Source organism: Stenotrophomonas sp. NPDC078853 (genome assembly GCF_044901215.1).
GTDB lineage: Bacteria > Pseudomonadota > Gammaproteobacteria > Xanthomonadales > Xanthomonadaceae > Stenotrophomonas > Stenotrophomonas lacuserhaii.
Genome location: NZ_JBJDOQ010000015.1, coordinates 1 through 18844 on the forward strand (window position 1 = coordinate 1; position 18844 = coordinate 18844).

13 protein-coding genes, 1 pseudogene and 1 riboswitch are annotated in these 18844 nt (G+C 67.1%); of the genes and pseudogenes, 8 read left to right on the plus strand and 6 right to left on the minus strand.

What is annotated here, in order from left to right:
* Positions 1 to 391: 391 nt before the first annotated feature.
* Positions 392 to 967, minus strand: a complete 576-nt coding sequence (locus tag ACI2JH_RS14740) for a DUF4124 domain-containing protein (RefSeq protein WP_101098583.1) — start codon at positions 965 to 967, stop codon at positions 392 to 394.
* A 46-nt stretch (positions 968 to 1013) separates the two neighbouring features.
* A complete protein-coding gene (gene metF, locus ACI2JH_RS14745; protein ID WP_101098607.1) occupies positions 1014 to 1841 on the minus strand; it encodes a methylenetetrahydrofolate reductase [NAD(P)H] in 828 nt (275 codons plus the stop codon).
* A 220-nt stretch (positions 1842 to 2061) separates the two neighbouring features.
* Here metF and ACI2JH_RS14750 point away from each other — a divergent pair, with 220 nt between their 5' ends.
* The 5 genes from ACI2JH_RS14750 (at position 2062) to ACI2JH_RS14770 (ending at position 8117) form a co-directional block, all read left to right on the plus strand.
* Positions 2062 to 2946, plus strand: coding sequence for an alpha/beta fold hydrolase (locus tag ACI2JH_RS14750; protein WP_404736573.1), 885 nt, complete (start codon positions 2062 to 2064; stop codon positions 2944 to 2946).
* Between the two features lie 57 nt (positions 2947 to 3003).
* Positions 3004 to 4044, plus strand: a complete 1041-nt coding sequence (locus ACI2JH_RS14755) for a sensor histidine kinase (RefSeq protein ID WP_101098608.1) — start codon at positions 3004 to 3006, stop codon at positions 4042 to 4044.
* Entirely contained in the window at positions 4041 to 4772 is a 732-nt protein-coding gene (locus tag ACI2JH_RS14760) for a LytTR family DNA-binding domain-containing protein (RefSeq protein WP_101098585.1), read from the plus strand. The genes ACI2JH_RS14755 and ACI2JH_RS14760 overlap by 4 nt, the downstream gene beginning before the upstream one ends.
* Before the next feature lie 311 nt (positions 4773 to 5083).
* On the plus strand, positions 5084 to 7486 hold the full coding sequence (locus tag ACI2JH_RS14765; RefSeq protein WP_404736574.1) for a hypothetical protein: 2403 nt from the start codon (positions 5084 to 5086) through the stop codon (positions 7484 to 7486).
* Positions 7487 to 7559: 73 nt separating this feature from the next.
* Positions 7560 to 8117, plus strand: a complete 558-nt coding sequence (locus tag ACI2JH_RS14770) for a DUF3228 family protein (protein WP_404736575.1) — start codon at positions 7560 to 7562, stop codon at positions 8115 to 8117.
* A 129-nt stretch (positions 8118 to 8246) separates the two neighbouring features.
* Here the strand turns inward: ACI2JH_RS14770 and ybaK are convergent, their stop codons facing one another.
* Positions 8247 to 8714 (minus strand): Cys-tRNA(Pro) deacylase, encoded by a 468-nt coding sequence (ybaK, locus tag ACI2JH_RS14775; RefSeq protein WP_319278268.1) that lies wholly within the window; start codon positions 8712 to 8714, stop codon positions 8247 to 8249.
* Between the two features lie 156 nt (positions 8715 to 8870).
* The gene (gene ahcY / locus ACI2JH_RS14780) at positions 8871 to 10316 is read right to left on the minus strand and encodes an adenosylhomocysteinase (RefSeq protein ID WP_404736576.1); all 1446 of its coding nucleotides are present in this window, start codon (positions 10314 to 10316) and stop codon (positions 8871 to 8873) included.
* Between the two features lie 35 nt (positions 10317 to 10351).
* Positions 10352 to 10426, minus strand: a riboswitch (S-adenosyl-L-homocysteine riboswitch).
* Between the two features lie 108 nt (positions 10427 to 10534).
* On the opposite strand from ahcY, the gene ACI2JH_RS14785 reads away from it, so the two are divergent.
* The 3 genes from ACI2JH_RS14785 to ACI2JH_RS14795 all read left to right on the plus strand — a co-directional run bounded on the left by ACI2JH_RS14785 (position 10535) and on the right by ACI2JH_RS14795 (position 16845).
* Positions 10535 to 13030: a S9 family peptidase gene (locus ACI2JH_RS14785; RefSeq protein ID WP_404736577.1), complete on the plus strand. Its 2496-nt coding sequence runs from the start codon at positions 10535 to 10537 to the stop codon at positions 13028 to 13030.
* Positions 13031 to 13204: 174 nt separating this feature from the next.
* Positions 13205 to 15916 carry a phosphoenolpyruvate carboxylase gene (gene ppc / locus ACI2JH_RS14790; RefSeq protein WP_404736578.1) on the plus strand — a complete coding sequence of 904 codons (2712 nt, stop codon included), beginning with the start codon at positions 13205 to 13207 and terminating at the stop codon, positions 15914 to 15916.
* A 653-nt stretch (positions 15917 to 16569) separates the two neighbouring features.
* Positions 16570 to 16845, plus strand: a complete 276-nt coding sequence (locus tag ACI2JH_RS14795) for a hypothetical protein (protein ID WP_319278261.1) — start codon at positions 16570 to 16572, stop codon at positions 16843 to 16845.
* Between the two features lie 35 nt (positions 16846 to 16880).
* On the opposite strand, the gene ACI2JH_RS14800 is transcribed toward ACI2JH_RS14795, so the two are convergent.
* Together ACI2JH_RS14800 and metK are read right to left on the minus strand one after the other, a co-directional pair.
* Positions 16881 to 17387, minus strand: coding sequence for an acyl-CoA thioesterase (locus ACI2JH_RS14800; protein WP_101098593.1), 507 nt, complete (start codon positions 17385 to 17387; stop codon positions 16881 to 16883).
* 112 nt (positions 17388 to 17499) lie between these two features.
* Positions 17500 to 18711: pseudogene (gene metK / locus ACI2JH_RS14805) on the minus strand (methionine adenosyltransferase).
* Positions 18712 to 18844 lie beyond the last annotated feature (133 nt).

Here is an 18844-nt window from a genome sequence, read left to right on the forward strand (position 1 = left end):
GGCGCTACAGCGAGCGCGCGGCGCGGCCTGCGTCCGGCATCGGGAACCCGGAACGGAACGCCGCCGAGCATGGCTCGGCGCTACAGCGAGCGCGCGGCGCGGCCTGCGTCCGGCATCGGGAACCCGGAACGGAACGCCGCCGAGCATGGCTCGGCGCTACAGCGAGCGCGCGGCGCGGCCTGCGTCCGGCATCGGGAACCCGGAACGGAACGCCGCCGAGCATGGCTCGGCGCTACAGCGAGCGCGCGGCGCGGCCTGCGTCCGGCATCGGGAACCCGGAACGGAACGCCGCCGAGCATGGCTCGGCGCTACAGCGAGCGCGCAGCGCGGCCTGCGTCCGGCGGCGTCGCGAACCCGGAACGGAACGCCGCCGAGCGCGGCGACGCAGCGGTTACAGCGTGATCCAGAAGCATCCATATTGCCGGCGCAGCCCCAACACGCTGCGCGCCGGCGTGGCGGTGCCCGGCAGTACCTGCTCCAACCGCAGTGCGATCGGATTGGGGCGATCTTCCGCGGGCTCGGCCACGCCTTCCGCCGCGGGCAGCAGCGGTTCCTGCGTCTGCGGATACACCGGCACGATATCCACCAGCGGGCGCCGCGCGATGGACTCCAGCTGGCCCAGGATGCGCTGCGCACCGGCGTCGGATACCGACCCCCACAGGTACAGCGTGGAAAGACGGTTGACGTCGTTCGCCGCCATCGCGCCACGCAGCGCGCCCACCAGTTCACTCAGCCTGCGTGGACAGCTGGCCCCGAGCGTATTGCGCTCCTGGCGGTTGCCGGCCGCCGCGGCGGTGGGTTCCGGCAGCCGCGAACGGGCACCCAGGCTTTCGCAGGGGCGATCAGTGTAGACACTTTGTCCGCCGGCATCGGTGCAGCGGTTCAGGCGCTGCGCCTGCTGCGCATGGGCCGGCGCGGGCAGGGCGGACAGCAGCAGGAGCAACGGCAGGCAGGCAAGGGTTCTCATTGCCTGCAGGGTAGCGCCCGGCGCCCGCCCACGCGATGAAAACGCGTCAGCCGTGCAGCAGTTTCAGCACCGACGTCGTCGGCTTGGCCAGGTTCAACGTGTAGAAATGCAGGCCGGGTGCGCCACCCTCCACCAGTCGCTGGCACAACTGCGCCACTACCTCGGCGCCGAAGGCACGGATCGATTCGCTGTCATCGCCATAGGCCTGCATCTTGCGCCCGATCCAGCGCGGGATTTCCGCGCCGCACTGCTCGGAAAAACGACGCAGCTGGCTGAAGTTGGAGATCGGCATGATGCCCGGCACGATCGGCACGCTGACACCGAGCGCGCGTACCGCATCGACGAAGTGGAAGTACGCATCGGCGTTGTAGAAATACTGGGTGATCGCTGCATCGGCCCCGGCATCCACCTTGGCCTTGAAATGCTTCAGGTCGGCCAGCGCGTCGCTGGCCTGCGGGTGGGTTTCCGGATACGCGCCGACCTCGATGCGGAACGCGTTGCCGTGCTCGGCTCGGATGAAATCGATCAGCTCGGCGGCGTAGCGCAGGTCACCGGGGTGGCCCATGCCCGAAGGCAGGTCGCCGCGCAGGGCGACGATGCGGCTGCAGCCGATGGCGCGGTACAGCTTGAGCAGCTCGCGGATTTCCTGGCGGCTGCCGCCGACGCAGGAAAGATGCGGGGCAGCCTCGAATCGATGGTGCTGCTTGAGGTGGCGCACCGTTTCGGAGGTATAGCTGAGCGTGGAGCCGCCGGCACCGAACGTGCATGAGACGTACTCGGGCCTGAAGCTGCGCAGCTTGGCGGCGGTACGGTCCAGCTGGCTGCGCTGCTCATCGGTCTTGGGTGGGTAGAACTCGAAACTGAGAGAGGTCATGGCGATGGCGGCGGCGGGCTTGGTGTAAGTATATCTCTTCATCGCGATAGATATGCAAGTCATTCGGCCGTCCTGCCTGTCGGCCGCTTGCCGTGCGTCGTTGACCGTTGGTCATTCTTTATGCCGCGCGGCGCCCTGCCACGGCACGCTGTGCTTCCCTGCAACGACTGGAGTTCGACAGATGAAGCGCTCTCTCTCCCGGAACCGAGCCGGACGCGTCATGCTGGCCATGAACGGACTGCTGGCCCTGCTGGCCTGCATCGGCACCAGCCAGGCGGCCACTATCGGAAAGCCCGGCCACCTGCAGGTGGAAGTGGTCGGCAGCGGCCGCCCGGTGCTGATGATTCCCGGCCTCAACAGTGGCGCAGAAGTCTGGCGCGCGACCTGCGCGGCCTTGCAGCCGCAGGTGCAGTGCCACCTGGTGCAGCTGCCCGGTTTTGCAGGTGCAGCCGCGGCCGACCCGCTCCCGGAGGATTTCCTGCCGGCCATGCGTGACGAACTGCTGGCTTACGCCAAAGCGCAGAAACTGCAGCAGCCGGCCGTCATCGGCCACAGCCTTGGAGGCGTGCTGGCGTTGCAGATGGCGATCGCCGCGCCCAACGCGATGGGGCCGCTGGTCATCGTCGATTCGCTGCCGTTCTATGCGGCCATCCAGAATCCGCAGACCACCGCAGCAGGCGCCAAGCCGATGGCCGACCAGATGCGGGCGGGCATGTTGACGGCCGAACCGGCCGCTTACCAAGCCCAGGCCGAGGCGGCATTGAAGGGCATGCTGCATGATCAGGGCCACATGCCGGTGCTGGTGCGCTGGGCCCGCGAAAGCGACCGTGCCACCACGGCGGCGGCGATGCATTCGATGCTGGTGAACGACCTGCGCGATGCGGTGGCAGGCATCCGCTCGCCGGCCCTGGTGCTGGGTAGCTGGGCGGCGTATCGGCCGATGGGGGCCACTGAAGCGTCCACTCGTGGCATCTTCGCGGCACAGTACGCCAACCTGCCGGGTGTGCGTATCGAGATGAGCGCGGAAGGTTTCCACTTCCTGATGTGGGATGATCCGCAGTGGCTGTACGGGCAGATCCGCAGCTTCCTGAAGACCACGGACTGACAAGGCGCCTTGATGCGTGGCGTCAGCCCGCCACGCATGACCCGCCCAGGCAAGCCCATGCACGAACCGAATTCCCCGCTGCGCTTCTGGTTGCTCAATACCACCGCCTGGGCCGCCTACGCGCTGCTCAACGTGTTCCTGATGGCCCAGTTTGGCGGCGCCAGCAGTGGCGGCATGCTGATAGGGGTGACGTTGGCAGGGGCGCTGTGGGCGATCAGCAGCGTGCTCCGCTGGCGTGCGCTCACTGCGCACTGGTGGGACGATCCCGCGCCGTTGCTGCTGTCCAAGCTGGCTGCCAGCGTTGTGTTCGGCGCGCTGCTCGCGCAGGCGGTGATTGCCGCCGTGCTGTTGGCTTCACTGCGCAACGGATGGGTGCGACTGCCCACGGGCACCGCCGATTACAGCTTCGCAACGGCGCTCGGATACTGGCTCAACACAGTCATCGTGCTGGCCTTGTGGACGGGTATATGGGCCGGGCTGCACAGCTTGCGGCGTGCACGCCTGGCCCAGCTGGCGCAGTTGCGCGCCGAAGCCGCGCGCAGCGCACTGGCGCGTGATGCCCTGCGCGCGCGACTCAATCCGCATTTCGTTTTCAACGCCCTGAACAACCTGCGCGCGTTGATCCACGAAGACCCGGAACGCGCACGGGAAATGGTGACCCGATTGTCGCGCAACCTGCGCCACGCGCTGGAACATGGCGGCGCCGGCCGGGTGACACTGGATGAGGAGCTGGCCGTGGTCGATGACTATCTCGCCATCGAAGCGGTTCATTACGAACAGCGTCTGCGCGTGGTCAAGGACATAAGCGCGGACGGCGGCGCGCTGTTGCCGGCCATGGCGCTGCAATTGCTGGTGGAAAATGCGATCAAGCATGGCATCGCGGTGACCCCCTCCGGTGGCGAACTGCACATCGCCGCACGGCAGCAGGACGGCGCGCTGCATATCAACGTGGAGAATCCGCTGGGCGTCGCCGCCGATACCGCCGGCCATGGCGTTGGCCTTGCCTACCTGCGCGCCCAACTGGAAGGCACCAGCGGCCGCTTTGAACTGCGGCGCGAAGGGGACCGCATGCGGGCCGTGCTGGAGGTGCCGCAATGACCGCGCCGTTGCGGGTATTGATTGTGGATGACGCGCGTCTGGCACGGCAGGAACTGCGCACTTTGTTGTCTGGGTTGCCGTGGGTGAGCTGTGTCGGCGAGGCCGATGACGTACCGGCCGCGCGCGAGGCCATCGCCCGCCTGCGTCCAGAGGTGGTACTGCTGGATGTGCAGATGCCTTCCGGCAGCGGCTTCGATGTACTCGATGGGCTGGAAGGGGTGCCGCTGGTGGTGTTCGTCACCGCCTACGATGCCTACGCGGTACAGGCCTTCCAGGCCAACGCACTGGATTATCTGGTCAAACCGGTGGAAGCGCCGCGCCTGCAGCAGGCACTGCAACGCGCGCTGGAGCGGCGCGCATCCGACGAGGCCGGGACGGGCGAACGTGCGCTGCTCGGCCCGCAGGACCAGGTGTTCCTGCGCGATGGTGAACGCTGCTGGTTCGTGGCAGTGGCCGAGATCAGCCGCATCGTGGTGGACGGCAACTACGCGCGCCTGTGGTTCCGCGACCAGAACGCCCTGCTGGCGCGCAGCCTGAGCGCGCTGGAGGCGCGGCTGCCTGCGGCGCTGTTCTTCCGGGCCAACCGCAACACGCTGGTCAACCTGCGGATGGTGCGGGCAGTGGAGCCGACCATCGCCGACGGCTACCAGCTGATCCTGGCCGACGGGGGGCGCGCCGAGGTATCACGCCGGCAGGCCCGCGAACTTCGCGAGCGGATGGCGCTTTGAGTGGGAGCTGCGCGGTGGTGCGATGAACGCAGGCGGCCATTATCTGCAAGCGCGCCACTGGATGCTGCGGGTAACGTCGTGCGACCCGCAAGTGAAGGTTCCCCATGCCCCTTTGTCCCTCGGCGCGCTGTGGTACTTCCGGATCCATCAACGTCATGGACACGCTGCGGTCGTTGTTACCCGCTGCCGGTCCCCTGCAGCTGCGCCAAGTGTGCAACCGCGCACCGCCGCAGGAACGCCCGCGGTTGCCCTCTTCCGCGGTCTGCCGCGAGCTGGTCAGCTGGGGCGGTGACATCCTGCTGCGCCGTGCTGTGCAGGCTGGCGCACGGACGTGGCCGGAGCTGACGCACGTGTATGCGGCAAGCCGCATCGTCCTTGCGCTGTGTGCCGTGCATCGTGGTGAATTCGCCGCAGCGTCCGCGCAGCTGCCATGGGCGGCACTCGCGCCGCCACAGGTGCTGGCCTGGGCACGGGCAACACTGCAAGGGCTGTTGCCGCAATGGGTGATGCTCGGGTTGGACAATGATCCGACGCTGGCGCTGTTGGCCGCCGTGGCGCTGCTGCATGAACTGCATGCAACGCCGGAGAGCAGCCATCTGCCGGCACCGTCCTGGTCTGCCGCCACTACGCTGGGCAGGCTGCGGGCGGCGTATGAGCGCCTTCGAAGCGTGCTGCAAGCGGACGCGGCGATGGACCGGCTGCGCCTTTCCGGCTCAAGCCATCGACGACCAGATATCGGCAACCGCACGCAGGCAAGCGGTCCCGCGGCGCTGGGCACGGCACTCCAGCGCCGGGGCGCGGGTCCGTTCGGCGACGTTGCCTCGTATGCCGCCAGCCTGGGCGCGCCGTCAACGGGAGCAGGTGCCTGGTTGTTCGCGGGGGCATCGGCATCGCCCAGAGGAGGCGATGGTGCCAGCCACTCGCACCCACACCCGCGGCCGCATGCCGGGCACCTCGGCACGCGGGCGATGACCGGCGGTGGGGAACGCCGCAGTCCGCTGCAGCATCGGCCGATGACGAGCGGAAGCCTGCGCGGCACTGGCAGGCGGCAGGGCGAAAGCAGCCACCGCGAACGCATGCACAGCAATGCGCCCAACGCGATGGCCGGCTACGCAGACGGGCCCAAGGAATTGCTCATGAGTCCGGTCTACCCTGATCAGGCCGGCGGCGGCCCCGCCGGAACCCGACTTGATCCGGCAGTGCAGCCACATGCGGGGGCAGCCCCTCGCGGCGTAGCAGCGGTTGGATCAATGCAGCAGCGGGCCGGGTCCGGGCAGGGCGTCGGGTCGCGCCCGCGGGCGGATGATCCATCCTTCGCAAGCGAGGCGCTGGCCGTGCCCGTTGGTACGGTGGAATGCCTGCAGGTTGACGATGAGCGTGTCGCCCTGCTGCTGGTCAGGCAGCAGCGCTATCGCCCGCCCCTGATGCGGTTCTGCATTCCTTCCAGCGACACGGCCTGGTTCAAGGGCCTGTTCGGTGGATCCAGGGCCACTCCCCGCGGCATGCGGCGCTGGATGGTGAGCGAGCTCGTGCACGAGCATGTGCCGCACACCCTGCGTCCACTGAGCGTACGCCGCCATGGCGGCGCGGACGACATGCTGCTCGATACCCCCTCCCCGTGGCGGTGGCTGGGCGATGAGCGCATCTTCTCCCTGCTGACGGTGTCGCTGCTGGATGACCGGCTGCGACCCGAGGCGCGGGGATGGAACCCGCAGTTCATGCCGCGCAACAGTTTCACGGTGATGCAGCACGCCGGAGTCGATGGCCATGATCGGTTGTATCTTGCCTACTTCCTGCACCGCGAGCACTCCGGAAACAGTGGCGTCAACGCAGGGTTCCTGGAAGTAGAGGTGAGCGCGGCAGGCCAGTTGAGTATTGCCGACAAGGTGCATGGGGCAGGCATCGTCGGCGATACCCTCGAAGTGCTCGTGGCCAGCATCGAGAAGCTGACCGGCCTGCGCTGCACCGATTCGGCCGATCACGTGCTGGAGGGCGACGTGGCCCCGCGGGCGCGCAATATGTTCGTCGATATCAACGAGACGAGGTCACTCCACGCGGATCACCCCCTGCCGTTGAACCGGGCATTGGACCCGTTCTCCCCGGTCGTGATGGAGGCTGTCGGCTACGCTCGGCCCTTCACGCTGTATCTGGGAAGCTTCCTGGCATTGGAGGACAGGATCCTGTTCGCCGATGCAAACGGGCTCAGCGGAGCGCTGTACTACATCGGCGGCGCGTCGGCGGGCGAGGCGCGCGCGCTGCGCTGCGATACGCTCGATGTGTGCACGTTCGCTGCCTTGCACGGCCTGCAGTCGGGCCGGCGCTACACCGCTGATGAGGTGGTCCAGGCACTACAGGAAAATGACCTTCTGTCGATGCCGCAGGAGGCGCCGGCAGCGTCCTCCGGTGATGAGCGAGTGTACGTGCAGGGCGATCAGGCTGCCGCGCCCGCGGCGCTGATGGCATCTTCCGGCCCTCTGCCGGCATCGACGTATGTACTCGATGCAGGCAGGGTGCAGTACACCGACCACGATGGGCGGGCGGGATCGCTGCAATTGCGGTGCGTTGACCGCTGGGGTGATCCACGCTACAGGTGGCTGGGTGCAGGCAACGAGCGCCGATTCGCTGCCCGCATCAGGTTGCACGCCGGCCGCGACTACACGGGAGCCGATATCCGACGCCTGTTCGAAAAGGATGGCTTCGTGGAAGGGGCCTGACGTTTCCCGATTGCGACTATCGCTGCATCGCGCGCCCAGCTAGTCTGGCGGGGTTGACCGCCCTGATGCCGCCATGTCCATCGTACTGACCGAATTCGCTCGTCCCCGCCTGTTTCCGCGTACCCCGCGCGCCAACACCATCCAGGATTGTTCGGCCGAACAGTTCGTGCAGCACCTCAACACGCACGCACCGTTCAAGGTGCTCGATGGCTATGCGCCGTTCTGCAAGCTGCATGTGTACGAGAACTGGACCAGCACGCGCTGCTTGACCGTACCGATCACCGTGGCCAACCAGCACCAGCTGCGCAGCGGCTACGAAGCGCGCAACCGCGACGAACTGCCGGTGCTGGTGCGCTGGTTCGAAGGGGTGGAATCCCCGGTGGCGGACTACCTGGTGGTGATCCTGTACAGCGCCGAGCAGCTGGCGAAGGAGGGGACGCACATCACCGCCGGCTGGGGCATCGTCGGCTGCATCTACACCGCCGAACCCGAAGAAGTGCCGATGGCACCGATTACCATGATGCGCAACGCGCTGGGCGTGGAGGAGGGAGGCTCCGGCGTGCCCCTGGACCGCGAGGCCTACGCGCGCGCGGTGGCGTTCTGGGAAGCCAACGCCAACTGGCGCGGGTGATCGGTCGCGCCGTGGGGATTTATAGCGCCGAGCCATGCTCGGCGAGCGCACCACGCGGCACTTCTGCGGCGATCCATGGACGGCGCGAGAGTCCGCCGAGCATGGCTCGGCGCTACCGCCAGGGCAGGATCAGCGTCGGATCGTGGCGAACACCGCACCGGTCAGCCGCGCCAGTTCGACCGGCGCCAGCTCCACTTCCAGGCCACGCCGTCCAGCACTGACATGCAGCGTCGGCAGTTCCTGCGCGCTGGCATCAATGAACGTACGCAGCCGCTTCTTCTGCCCCAACGGGCTGATGCCACCGACCAGATAGCCGGTCGCGCGCTGCGCCGCATCCACCGGCGCCATCGCGCATCTGCGGCAGCCTGCTGCATCGGCCAGCGCCTTCAGGTCCAACTGCCCGGCCACCGGCACGATGGCCACCAGCAGCTCATGGGTTTCGGTGCTTGCGAGCAGGGTCTTGAACACCTGTTCCGCCTTCAGTCCGAGCTTCTGCACGGCCTCGCCGCCGTAGGAATCGGCCTGCGCGTCGTGCACGTAGCTGCGCACGGTGTGGGCGATTTTCTCGCGTTGGAGCAGGTTGATGGCCGGAGTCATGCCGGCATCGTAGCGCGCTGTTGAACGGCGTGGCTTGACCCGGGCCATGGACTCGGCAAACCGGGATTGCCGGCCAGCACCCGGTACCACCGGGCATCAAACAAGAACGGGCGCCCGAAGGCGCCCGTCCAGACGATCTGCGATGTTACTTGCGGATCAGTAGCGGTAATGCTCCGGCTTGAACGGACCTTCCACCGGCACGCCGATGTAATCGGCCTGTTCCTGGCTCAGGGTGGTCAGCTTGACGCCGATCTTTTCCAGGTGCAGGCGAGCGACTTCCTCGTCCAGCTTCTTCGGCAGCAGGTAGACCTTCTTCTCGTAGCTGTCCTTGTTCGCCCACAGGTCGATCTGCGCCAGGGTCTGGTTGGCGAACGAGTTGGACATCACGAAGCTCGGGTGGCCGGTGGCGCAGCCCAGGTTCACCAGGCGGCCGTCGGCCAGCAGGAAGATCGCATTGCCGTTGTCGAACACGTACTTGTCGACCTGCGGCTTGATGTTGATCTTCTGCACGCCGGCCAACGCGTTGAGCGCATCGACCTGGATCTCGTTGTCGAAGTGGCCGATGTTGCAGACGATGGCCTGGTCCTTCATCTTGCTCAGGTGTTCGATGCGGATGATGTCCTTGTTGCCGGTGGTGGTGACGTAGATGTCGCCACGGCCAAGGGTGGATTCGATGGTGTTGACCTCGAAGCCTTCCATCGCCGCCTGCAGGGCGCAGATCGGATCGATCTCGGTGACCACCACGCGCGCGCCGTAGGCACGCAGCGATGCGGCGCAGCCCTTGCCGACGTCACCGTAGCCACAGACCACGGCGACCTTGCCGGCCAGCATCACGTCCATCGCGCGCTTCAGGCCATCGGCCAGCGACTCGCGGCAGCCGTACAGGTTGTCGAACTTGCTCTTGGTGACCGAGTCGTTGACGTTGATAGCCGGGATCAGCAGGGTGCCGGCCTGGGCCAGCAGGTACAGGCGGTGCACGCCCGTGGTGGTCTCTTCGGAAACGCCCTTCCAGTCCTTGACCACGCGGCCCCAGTAACCCGGGCGCTCGCTGGCCACGCGCTTGAGCAGGTTCTTGATGACCTGCTCTTCATGCGAAGCAGCCGGCTCGTCGACCCAGGTGCTGCCGTTTTCCAGCTCGTAGCCCTTGTGGATCAGCAGGGTGACATCGCCGCCATCGTCGACCACCAGCTCCGGACCGGTCAGGGTGCCGTCGGCCAGGGTGAAGGTCAGCGCGTCCAGCGTGCAGTCCCAGTATTCTTCCAGCGTCTCGCCCTTCCAGGCGAACACCGGCGTACCAGAGGCGGCGATCGCCGCGGCGGCATGATCCTGGGTGGAGAAGATGTTGCACGAGGCCCAGCGCACGTCGGCACCGATGTCCTTCAGCGTTTCGATCAGCACCGCGGTCTGGATCGTCATGTGCAGCGAGCCGGTCACGCGCACGCCCTTCAGCGGCAGGTCGGCCTGGTGCTTGCGGCGGATCGACATCAGGCCCGGCATCTCGTGCTCGGCGATGTCCAGTTCCTTGCGGCCCCAGTCGGCCAGCGAGATATCGGCGATCTTGTAATCACCTTCGGTGGAGAAGGTCTTGGCAACAGCGTTCATTCATTGCTCCGGTTGTGGACGAGCGGCTGCTCGTATCTAGCCGGGCGCCGTTTTACATTGCCACCCTCCGAGCCTGGCCGGGTTGTCCGGTCGCAGCGCCCCTCGGCAGGGGAAGGCGGCCATTATATCGCGGCCCGGGGGGGCCCCAACCATCGGCAGGGGGTGAACAGCGCGGCGGCTGTTAAGGTCGGGTATTCACACGCATCAAAAGGATGGTCATGAGCAAGCGCGCGCGCCGCACGGGGCGTTGGAACGGAGTGGTGCTGGCGATGTCCCTGCTGGCGATGACGCCGGCCGTGTGGGCCGCCGCGCCGACCGCTGCGGCCGCCACCGGCGCCACGGGCTATGAGCTGCCTTCGGCCGCGCTGCAGGCAGTGGTGGACCAGCCACGTGCGCCGGGCCTGTTCCTGTCCCCGCAGCGCGATCTGGCCGCCATGCTGCAGATGCCGCCGTTGCCGTCCATCGAGGTGGTCGCGCAGCCGGAGCTGAAGCTGGCCGGCCGCCGGATCAACCCGCGCACGTTCTCCGACAGCCGTTTCAGCTACGGCGCCAAGCTGTGGCTGATGGGCATCGCCGATGGCAGGGAACGGCAGATCACCGGCCTGCCGCCGGCGCTGTCGGTGGCCAGCCTGGCCTGGTCGCCGGACCAGAAATGGCTGGCCTTCAACCAGGTGGATCCGGCCAGCGGTGCCAACGAGTTGTGGCTGGTGGACGTCGCCAGCGCCAGCGCACGGCGGCTGCGCGGTGAGCTGAACACCGTGCTCGGCGATGGCTACCAGTGGTTGCCCGACAGCCGCGGCCTGCTGGTGATGAGCCGCCTTGGCGATGCCGGCAGCCCGCCGTCGCGCGACGTGGCGCCAACCGGCCCGGCCGTCCAGCAGACCAGTGAGGGCAGTGGCGTGGTGTCCATCCGCACCTACCAGGACCTGCTGAAGAACGAGGCTGACGCGCGCCTGTTCGATTACTACGCCAACAGCCAGCCCACCGAAATCGGCCTGGACGGCCAGTCTCGCGCGGTCGGCACGGCCGGCGTGTACCTCGGCCTGAGCCTGTCACCGGACGGTGGCTACCTGCTCAGCCAGCGCGTGCAGCGGCCGTATTCGTACGTGGTGCCGGTGAGCAGTTTCCCGCGCCGCATCGAAGTGCTCGACCGCGCCGGCAAGCTGGTGCACACCGTGGCCATGCGGCCGCTGGTGGAAGGCCTGCCGACCGGCAACGATGCCGAAGTGACCGGCGTGCGTGACATCAGCTGGCGTGCCGATGCACCGGCCACCCTGGTGTGGGCCGAAGCCCAGGACGGCGGAGACCCGAACCGGCAGGCCAGCATCCGCGATGCGGTGCTGATGCAGGCCGCACCGTTCGACAAGCCGCCGGTGACCCTGGCCCAGCTTGGCAGCCGCTATGCCGGCATCACCTGGGCACGCGGCGACCTGGCCCTGCTCAACGAGTCGTGGTGGAAGACCCGCCGCACCAAGACCTGGTTGATTGCCCCGGATGAGGCGGCGACCGATCCGAAGCTGCTTTTCGACCGCGATGCGCAGGACCGTTACAGCGATCCGGGCAAGCCGGGAACGCTGCGCGACGACAACGGTCGCGCACTGCTGCAGACCAGTGCCGACGGCAACAGCATCTACTTCTACGGTGCCGGTGCATCGCCGGAAGGCGACCGTCCGTTCCTGGACCGCTACGAGCTGGCGACCGGCAAGACCACCCGCCTGTTCCATTCGCAGGCGCCCACCTATTCGGTGCCGATCGCGCTGCTGGGTACGGATGCATCGTCGCTGCTGTTCACCCGCGAAAGCCCGGAGCAGCCGCCGAACTACTTCGTGCAGCCGCTGGGCGATGCGGCGGCGGCACCGCGCGCGCTCACCACGTTTGCCCATCCGCTGCCGCAGCTGCGTGGCGTCAGCAAGGAGCAGATCCGTTACAAGCGCAGGGACGGCGTGGACCTGACCGCGACCCTGCTGCTGCCGCCGGGCTATGACCCCAAGCGTGATGGACCGCGCCCGCTGCTGATGTGGGCCTACCCGGGCGAGTACAAGAGCGCGGCGGCGGCCAGCCAGGTCACCGGCTCGCCGTACCTGTTCAATGCGGTCAGCTACTGGGGCCCGCAGGCGTTCCTGGCCAAGGGCTACGCCGTGCTGGCCAGCCCGACCATGCCGATCATCGGCGAGGGCGACAAGGAGCCCAACGACACCTATCTGGAACAGCTGGTGTCCAACGCACAGGCAGCGGTGGATGAAGTGGTGCGCCGTGGCGTCACCGATCGCGACCACATCGCCATCGGCGGGCACTCCTACGGGGCGTTCATGACCGCCAACCTGCTGGCGCACAGCCGCCTGTTCAAGGCCGGCATCGCGCGCAGCGGCGCTTACAACCGCACGCTGACGCCGTTTGGTTTCCAGGCCGAAGAGCGCAACTACTGGCAGGCGCAGGACACCTATCTGAAGATGTCGCCGTTCAACTACGCAGCCAACATCAAGGATCCGATCCTGTTCATCCATGGCGTGGACGACAACAATTCCGGTACCTTCCCGATGCAGAGCGAGCGCATGTTCGCAGCAGTGAAAGGCCTGGGCGGGACGTCGCGGCTGGTGATGCTGCCCAACGAATCGCACGCCTACCGCGCACGCGAATCGATCATGACGATGCTGGCCGAGAGCGAACGCTGGCTGGAGCAGACCATCGGCAAGGGCGAGCGCATCGGCCGGTAGCGCCGAACGGCAACGGCGTGACGACCAACGGTCGTCACCCACCGATGCAGGGGCGTGACGGCCAGCGGCCGTCACTACCGGGCGTGGCGGTCACTACTGAAACCAACCGTCGGTATTCAATTGAACTGCGCTAGGCTTGGCGAGGGATCCTTGCTTGAGGTTCGTGCGTCGCCGATGAACGAGTTCCGCAGCAGCATCATGTTCGCCAACCCCGATATTCCCCTGCGTGACGACGTGCGCCGCCTCGGCGCACTGGTCGGCGACCTGCTGGTCGAGCAGGTATCGGAGGCCTTCTTCGACGACGTGGAAAGCGTGCGCACCCGCGCCATCGCACGGCGTGAGAACCAATCGCCCCTGTCCGACCTCGCCGATGGGCTGGCCGGCCGCTCCCCGCAGCAGGCCGAAGCGATGGTGCGCGCGTTCAGCACTTACTTCCAGGTGGTCAACATCGCCGAGCGCGTGCACCGCATCCGCCGCCGCCGCGACTACCAGCGCGCCGGCACGCGCACCCCGCAGCCGGATGGCCTGCAGGATGCCTTGCAGCAGCTCAAGGCCCAGGGCGTGACCCTGCAGGAACTGCAGGACTGGTTGCCGCGCATCGACCTCGAGCCGGTGTTCACCGCCCATCCCACCGAGGCGGTACGCCGCGCGCTGCTGGAAAAAGAGCAGCTGATGGTGGCCAGCCTGGTCGACAACCTGGATGGCCAGCGCACGCCCGGCGAAGCGGCCGCCGATGATGCGCGTTTCCGCATGGCGCTCACCGCCTCCTGGCAGACCACTGATTCCTCGCCGGTGCGTCCCACCGTGGATGATGAGCGTGAGCACGTCGGCTTCTACCTGGTGCAGGTGCTGTACCGGGTGATCCCGGTGCTGTACGAATCGCTGCAGCAGGCGCTGGTGGATACCTTCGGCGAAGGCCTGCCCCTGCCGCGGCTGCTGCGCTTCGGCACGTGGGTGGGCGGGGACATGGACGGCAACCCGAATGTGGACGCCGGCACCATCCGCAACACGCTGGATGCACAGCGCCGCGCGGTGCTGGCGCAGTACCAGAAGGAACTGCTGCAGCTGGCCAGCCTGCTCAGCCAATCCACCGAACGGGTGGGCGTCAGCGATGCGCTGCAGGCGCGGCTGGCGGACTACCAGCAGCGGCTGCCGGACGTGCAGTCGCGCCCGCGCCACGGCGACATGCCGTACCGGCTGTTGAACGACCGCATGCGCGCGCGGCTGCAGGCTACGCTGGACGATGCGCCGGGTGCGTATGCCGGGCCGGATGAACTGATCGACGACCTGCAGCTGATCTTCGACAGCCTGCGCGCCAACCGCGGCGAACACGCCGGTGGCTTTGCGGTGCAGCGCCTGCTGTGGCGGGTGAAGACCTTCGGCTTCCACCTGGCGCGGCTGGACGTGCGCCAGGAATCGAGCGTGCATGCGCGCGCGCTGGCCACCGCGCTGGATGGCGAGGCCGCATGGGATGCCCGCGATGCGAAGGCACGCGCGGCCTTGCTGGGGCCCTACGCCAGCGGCGAACAGGCACTGCCGCAGGCGGACGAGGAAGGCAACCAGCGGCTGGATGCGGTGTTCGCCGCGCTGGCCGATGCGCGCCGCCGGCACGGCGCCGATGCGCTGGGCAGCTACATCATTTCAATGGCACATGACCGCGGCGACGTGCTGGCGGTGCTGGCATTGGCGCGGCGTGGCGGACTGGTGGATGAAGCCGGCGGCGTGCCGCTGGATATCGCGCCGTTGTTTGAAACCGTCGACGACCTGAAGCACGGCACCGCAACCCTGCGCGACCTGCTGGCCGACCCGGTGTACCGCGCGCACCTGCACGCGCGCAACGACGTGCAGATGGTGATGCTGGGGTACTCGGACAGCAGCAAGGACGGCGGCATCGCCGCCTCGCGCTGGGGACTGCAGCGGGCCCAGGTGGAACTGCTGGAGGTGGCCGCTGAAAGCGGTATCGCGCTGACCTTCTTCCATGGCCGTGGTGGGTCGATCAGCCGTGGCGGTGGCAAGACCACCCACGCCGTGGATGCATCGCCGCGTGGCAGCATCGACGGTCGCCTGCGGGTCACCGAGCAGGGCGAAGTGATCCACCGCAAGTACGGCATCCGCGCGCTGGCGGTGCGCTCGCTGGAACAGGCCACCGGCGCGGTGCTGCGTTCCAGCCTGCGTCCGCGCGCGCCTGAGCCGCGCGAGGAGGCATGGCGGCCGGTGATGGACGTGGTGGCCGAAGCGAGCAGCACCGCCTACCGTGCGTTCGTCGGCCAGCCGCGCTTCATGGACTACTTCCGCACTGCCACGCCGATCGATGTGATCGAGCGGATGACGCTGGGCTCACGCCCCTCGCGCCGGCTGGGCCAGGATGCGGCGCTGACCAACCTGCGCGCGATTCCCTGGGTGTTCGCCTGGAGCCAGGCGCGTGCGGTGATCCCGGGCTGGTATGGCGTGGGCAGCGGCCTGCAGGCTGCGGTGGATGCCGGACATGAAGACACCCTGCGGCAGATGGCGCGCGACTGGCCGTTCTTCCGGACGTTCCTGGATGACATCGCGATGGTGTTGTCGAAGGGTGACATCACCATCGCCGAACAGTTCTCGCGGCTGTCCGGTGAGCTGCACGGCAGCTTCTTCCCGAAGGTGCAGGACGAATGGGCGCTGACCGAGCGCTGGGTGCTGGCGCTGACCGGCCAGCAGTCGTTGCTGGAACACGACCAGCGGCTGGCGCTGTCGATCCGACTGCGCAACCCCTACGTGGACCCGATCAGCGTGCTGCAGGTGGACCTGCTGCAGCGCTGGCGCGCCAGCGGCGGTGAAGACGAGGACCTGCTGCGCGCGCTGGTGGCCTGCGTCAACGGGGTATCGCAGGGCGTGCAGAACACCGGCTGAGCACGCTGCCGGGGACGCCCCTGTCGGTGGGTGACGAGTGTCCAATGGTGGGTGACGATCGCCTGATGGTGGGTGACGACCGTTGGTCGTCACGCTCCTGGCGGTGAAGCGTGACGACCAACGGTCGTCACCCACCAGATCAAAGTCGTCACCCCCCAGATCAAAGTCGTCACCCGTCCAGGCAGGAACCTTATTCCGACGCAGGCGGGTTCGGTGCTCCTGCCGCAACTGGCGGCGCAGCAGTGCGGCGGCCTTCCTCACCCACTGCCACCAAACGAGAACGGCGTTGATCGCGCTTGCAGCTCAGGTTCTGGACGCGTCAACGGTGGTTTGCACGGTGTTCATGACATCGGCTGACGATCAATCGTCGTCATCTACTATGGACGGTGCTCACTGAGTGGGTCAGTGTGGCATGGGTCCATGACTCAGGTGGCGCCGATTCAGCTGGCGCCCGGTTGGCAGGACAGTCCAGTCTGCGGGCGGATGCGGTGCCATCAGACGCATCCAGCCGAGGGGGGCGCAACGGGCGCCCATGCTGGACGTATGTGGACCGGAGGGGGCGCGGGACACAGAGTCGTGTGCCATGAATCAGAACGCGGATGGGTGCTGCCCGCCTCTAAGCTCGAGCCTCCTTCTACGAGGTGAGGTGTTCCATGAATGTAATCGTGCAACGTGCCAGCCCGCTGCCTATCGTGGCCTTCCTGATGGCGATCGCGGGATGGACGCTGCTGCCGGTAATCGGCAGCATCATCGCCCTGATATGTGCCGGCCAAGCGCGTAGGGAGGCCGCTCACCGCGCTGATCTTGCCGATGATGGGGGGCTGCTCAAGGCAGCGCAGGTGCTGGGCTGGTCGGCCATCGGCGTAGCGCTGCTGGTTGTGGCGGCACTGCTCGTGCTGCTGCGTGTGTCGGCCCACCAGGTCGCCTGACGCACTGAACCATCCCGCCGCCGTCGCCGGCCGGATCAGACCTCCGGCGCCGGCGGGTTGGAGGCCAGCAGTTCCAGGTGGCGCTGTTCCATTTCCTGCCGCAACTGGCGCCGCAGCAGGGCGGCGGCGTGCCGGCGCTTCTCGTCGGAAGAGGTGGGCTGCAACGCAGGCACGGCCGTGGGGCGGCCCTCCTCATCCACTGCCACCATGGTGAAGAAGCAGCTGTTGGCGTGGCGCACGCTCCGCTTGAGGATGTCCTCGGCCACGACCTTGACGCCGATCTCCATCGACGAGGTGCCGGTGTAGTTCACCGACGCCAGGAAGGTGACCAGCTCGCCGACCGCGATCGGCTGGCGGAACATCACCTGGTCCACCGACAGGGTCACCACGTAACGCCCGGCATAGCGGCTCGCGCAGGCGTAGGCCACCTGGTCGAGCAGGCGCAGCACGGCGCCGCCGTGGACCTTGCCGGAGAAATTGGCCATGTCCGGTGTCATCAACACCGTCATGGTGAGCTGGTGGGATTTGAGTTCGGTCGACATGTGACCATCTTCGCATGGGGCGCCCTGCCGGGTAGCGCCGTGTCATGCTCGGCGCTACCCAAAAAGAAGGGCCGCTTGCGCGGCCCTTCGGATGGTGCGTGGTGCTTATCGCTTACTTCAGCTTCGCATCCGCGCGCAGGGCGGCGGCGCGGTCGGTCTTCTCCCAGGAGAAGGCCGTGGCATTGACGGTCTCGCCGTTGCCATCGAGGTAGCTGAAATCCTTCGGCTTGCGGCCGAAGTGGCCGTAGGCCGCAGTCTGCTGGTACATCGGGTGGATCAGGTCGAGCATCTTGATGATGCCGTACGGGCGCAGGTCGAAATGCTTGCGGATCAGCTTTTCGATCTGCTCGTCCGGAATCCTGCCGGTGCCGAAGGTGGTGACCGAGATCGAGGTCGGCTCGGCCACGCCGATGGCGTAGGAGACCTGCACTTCGCAACGATCAGCCAGACCTGCCGCCACGACGTTCTTGGCGACGTAGCGGGCCGCATAGGCCGCCGAACGGTCGACCTTGGACGGATCCTTGCCGGAGAACGCACCGCCACCGTGACGGGCCCAGCCGCCGTAGGTGTCGACGATGATCTTGCGGCCGGTCAGGCCGCAGTCGCCCACCGGGCCGCCGATCTCGAACTTGCCGGTCGGGTTGATGTGGAACTTGGTGCCCTTGTGCAGCCACTTGGCCGGCAGCACCGGCTTGATGATCTCTTCGCGGACCGCTTCGATCAGGTCCTTCTGCTTGATGCCCGGGGCATGCTGGGTGGACAGCACGACGGCGTCGATGGCCGAGACCTGGCCGTCTTCATAGCGCAGGGTGACCTGGCTCTTGGCGTCCGGGCGCAGCCAGGACAGCGGCGAGTTCTTCTTCTTGCGGATCTTGGCCTGCTGCTCGACCAGGCGGTGCGACAGATGGATCGCCGCCGGCATGTAGCTGTCGGTCTAGTTGGTGGCGTAGCCGAACATCAGGCCCTGGTCGCCAGCGCCCATTTCTTCGGGCTTCTTGCGGTCAACGCCCTGGGCGATGTGCGGGGACTGCTTGCCGATCAGGTTCAGCACGCCGCAGGTGGCGCCGTCGAAGCCGACGTCGGAGCTGTTGTAGCCGATATCCAGGATCACCTGGCGGGTCAGGGCTTCCAGATCGATCCACGCGCTGGTGGTGATCTCGCCGGCCACGATGGCCACGCCGGTCTTGACCATGGTCTCGCAGGCCACGCGGGCGCGCTGGTCCTTGGCCAGGATCGCGTCCAGGACCGCATCGGAAATCTGGTCGGCGATCTTGTCCGGATGGCCTTCGGAGACCGATTCGGAAGTGAACAGGTAGCTGGACATCAGGCGTTATATCCTTTAATTCGGATGGAAAGATGGGCGCGAATGATACACGGCGCGCGTCGCACGTGCATTGTGGACTGCGACAGGTTGCCGGTGGTTAAGGTCGCGTGCCCGGTGTGAGGGTAGCCGGGAA

Bases quoted from the DNA above. Each gene is read 5' to 3' on its own strand.
- ybaK (WP_319278268.1), bottom strand. From the start codon at position 8,714: ATGACTCCGGCCATCAACCTGCTCCAACGCGAGAAAATCGCCCACACC.
- metF (WP_101098607.1), bottom strand. From the start codon at position 1,841: ATGACCTCTCTCAGTTTCGAGTTCTACCCACCCAAGACCGATGAGCAG.
- ppc (WP_404736578.1), top strand. From the start codon at position 13,205: ATGAACGAGTTCCGCAGCAGCATCATGTTCGCCAACCCCGATATTCCC.
- ACI2JH_RS14785 (WP_404736577.1), top strand. From the start codon at position 10,535: ATGAGCAAGCGCGCGCGCCGCACGGGGCGTTGGAACGGAGTGGTGCTG.
- ACI2JH_RS14795 (WP_319278261.1), top strand. From the start codon at position 16,570: ATGAATGTAATCGTGCAACGTGCCAGCCCGCTGCCTATCGTGGCCTTC.
- ACI2JH_RS14800 (WP_101098593.1), bottom strand. From the start codon at position 17,387: ATGTCGACCGAACTCAAATCCCACCAGCTCACCATGACGGTGTTGATG.
- ACI2JH_RS14740 (WP_101098583.1), bottom strand. From the start codon at position 967: ATGAGAACCCTTGCCTGCCTGCCGTTGCTCCTGCTGCTGTCCGCCCTG.
- ahcY (WP_404736576.1), bottom strand. From the start codon at position 10,316: ATGAACGCTGTTGCCAAGACCTTCTCCACCGAAGGTGATTACAAGATC.
- ACI2JH_RS14760 (WP_101098585.1), top strand. From the start codon at position 4,041: ATGACCGCGCCGTTGCGGGTATTGATTGTGGATGACGCGCGTCTGGCA.
- ACI2JH_RS14755 (WP_101098608.1), top strand. From the start codon at position 3,004: ATGCACGAACCGAATTCCCCGCTGCGCTTCTGGTTGCTCAATACCACC.
- ACI2JH_RS14770 (WP_404736575.1), top strand. From the start codon at position 7,560: ATGTCCATCGTACTGACCGAATTCGCTCGTCCCCGCCTGTTTCCGCGT.
- ACI2JH_RS14750 (WP_404736573.1), top strand. From the start codon at position 2,062: ATGCTGGCCATGAACGGACTGCTGGCCCTGCTGGCCTGCATCGGCACC.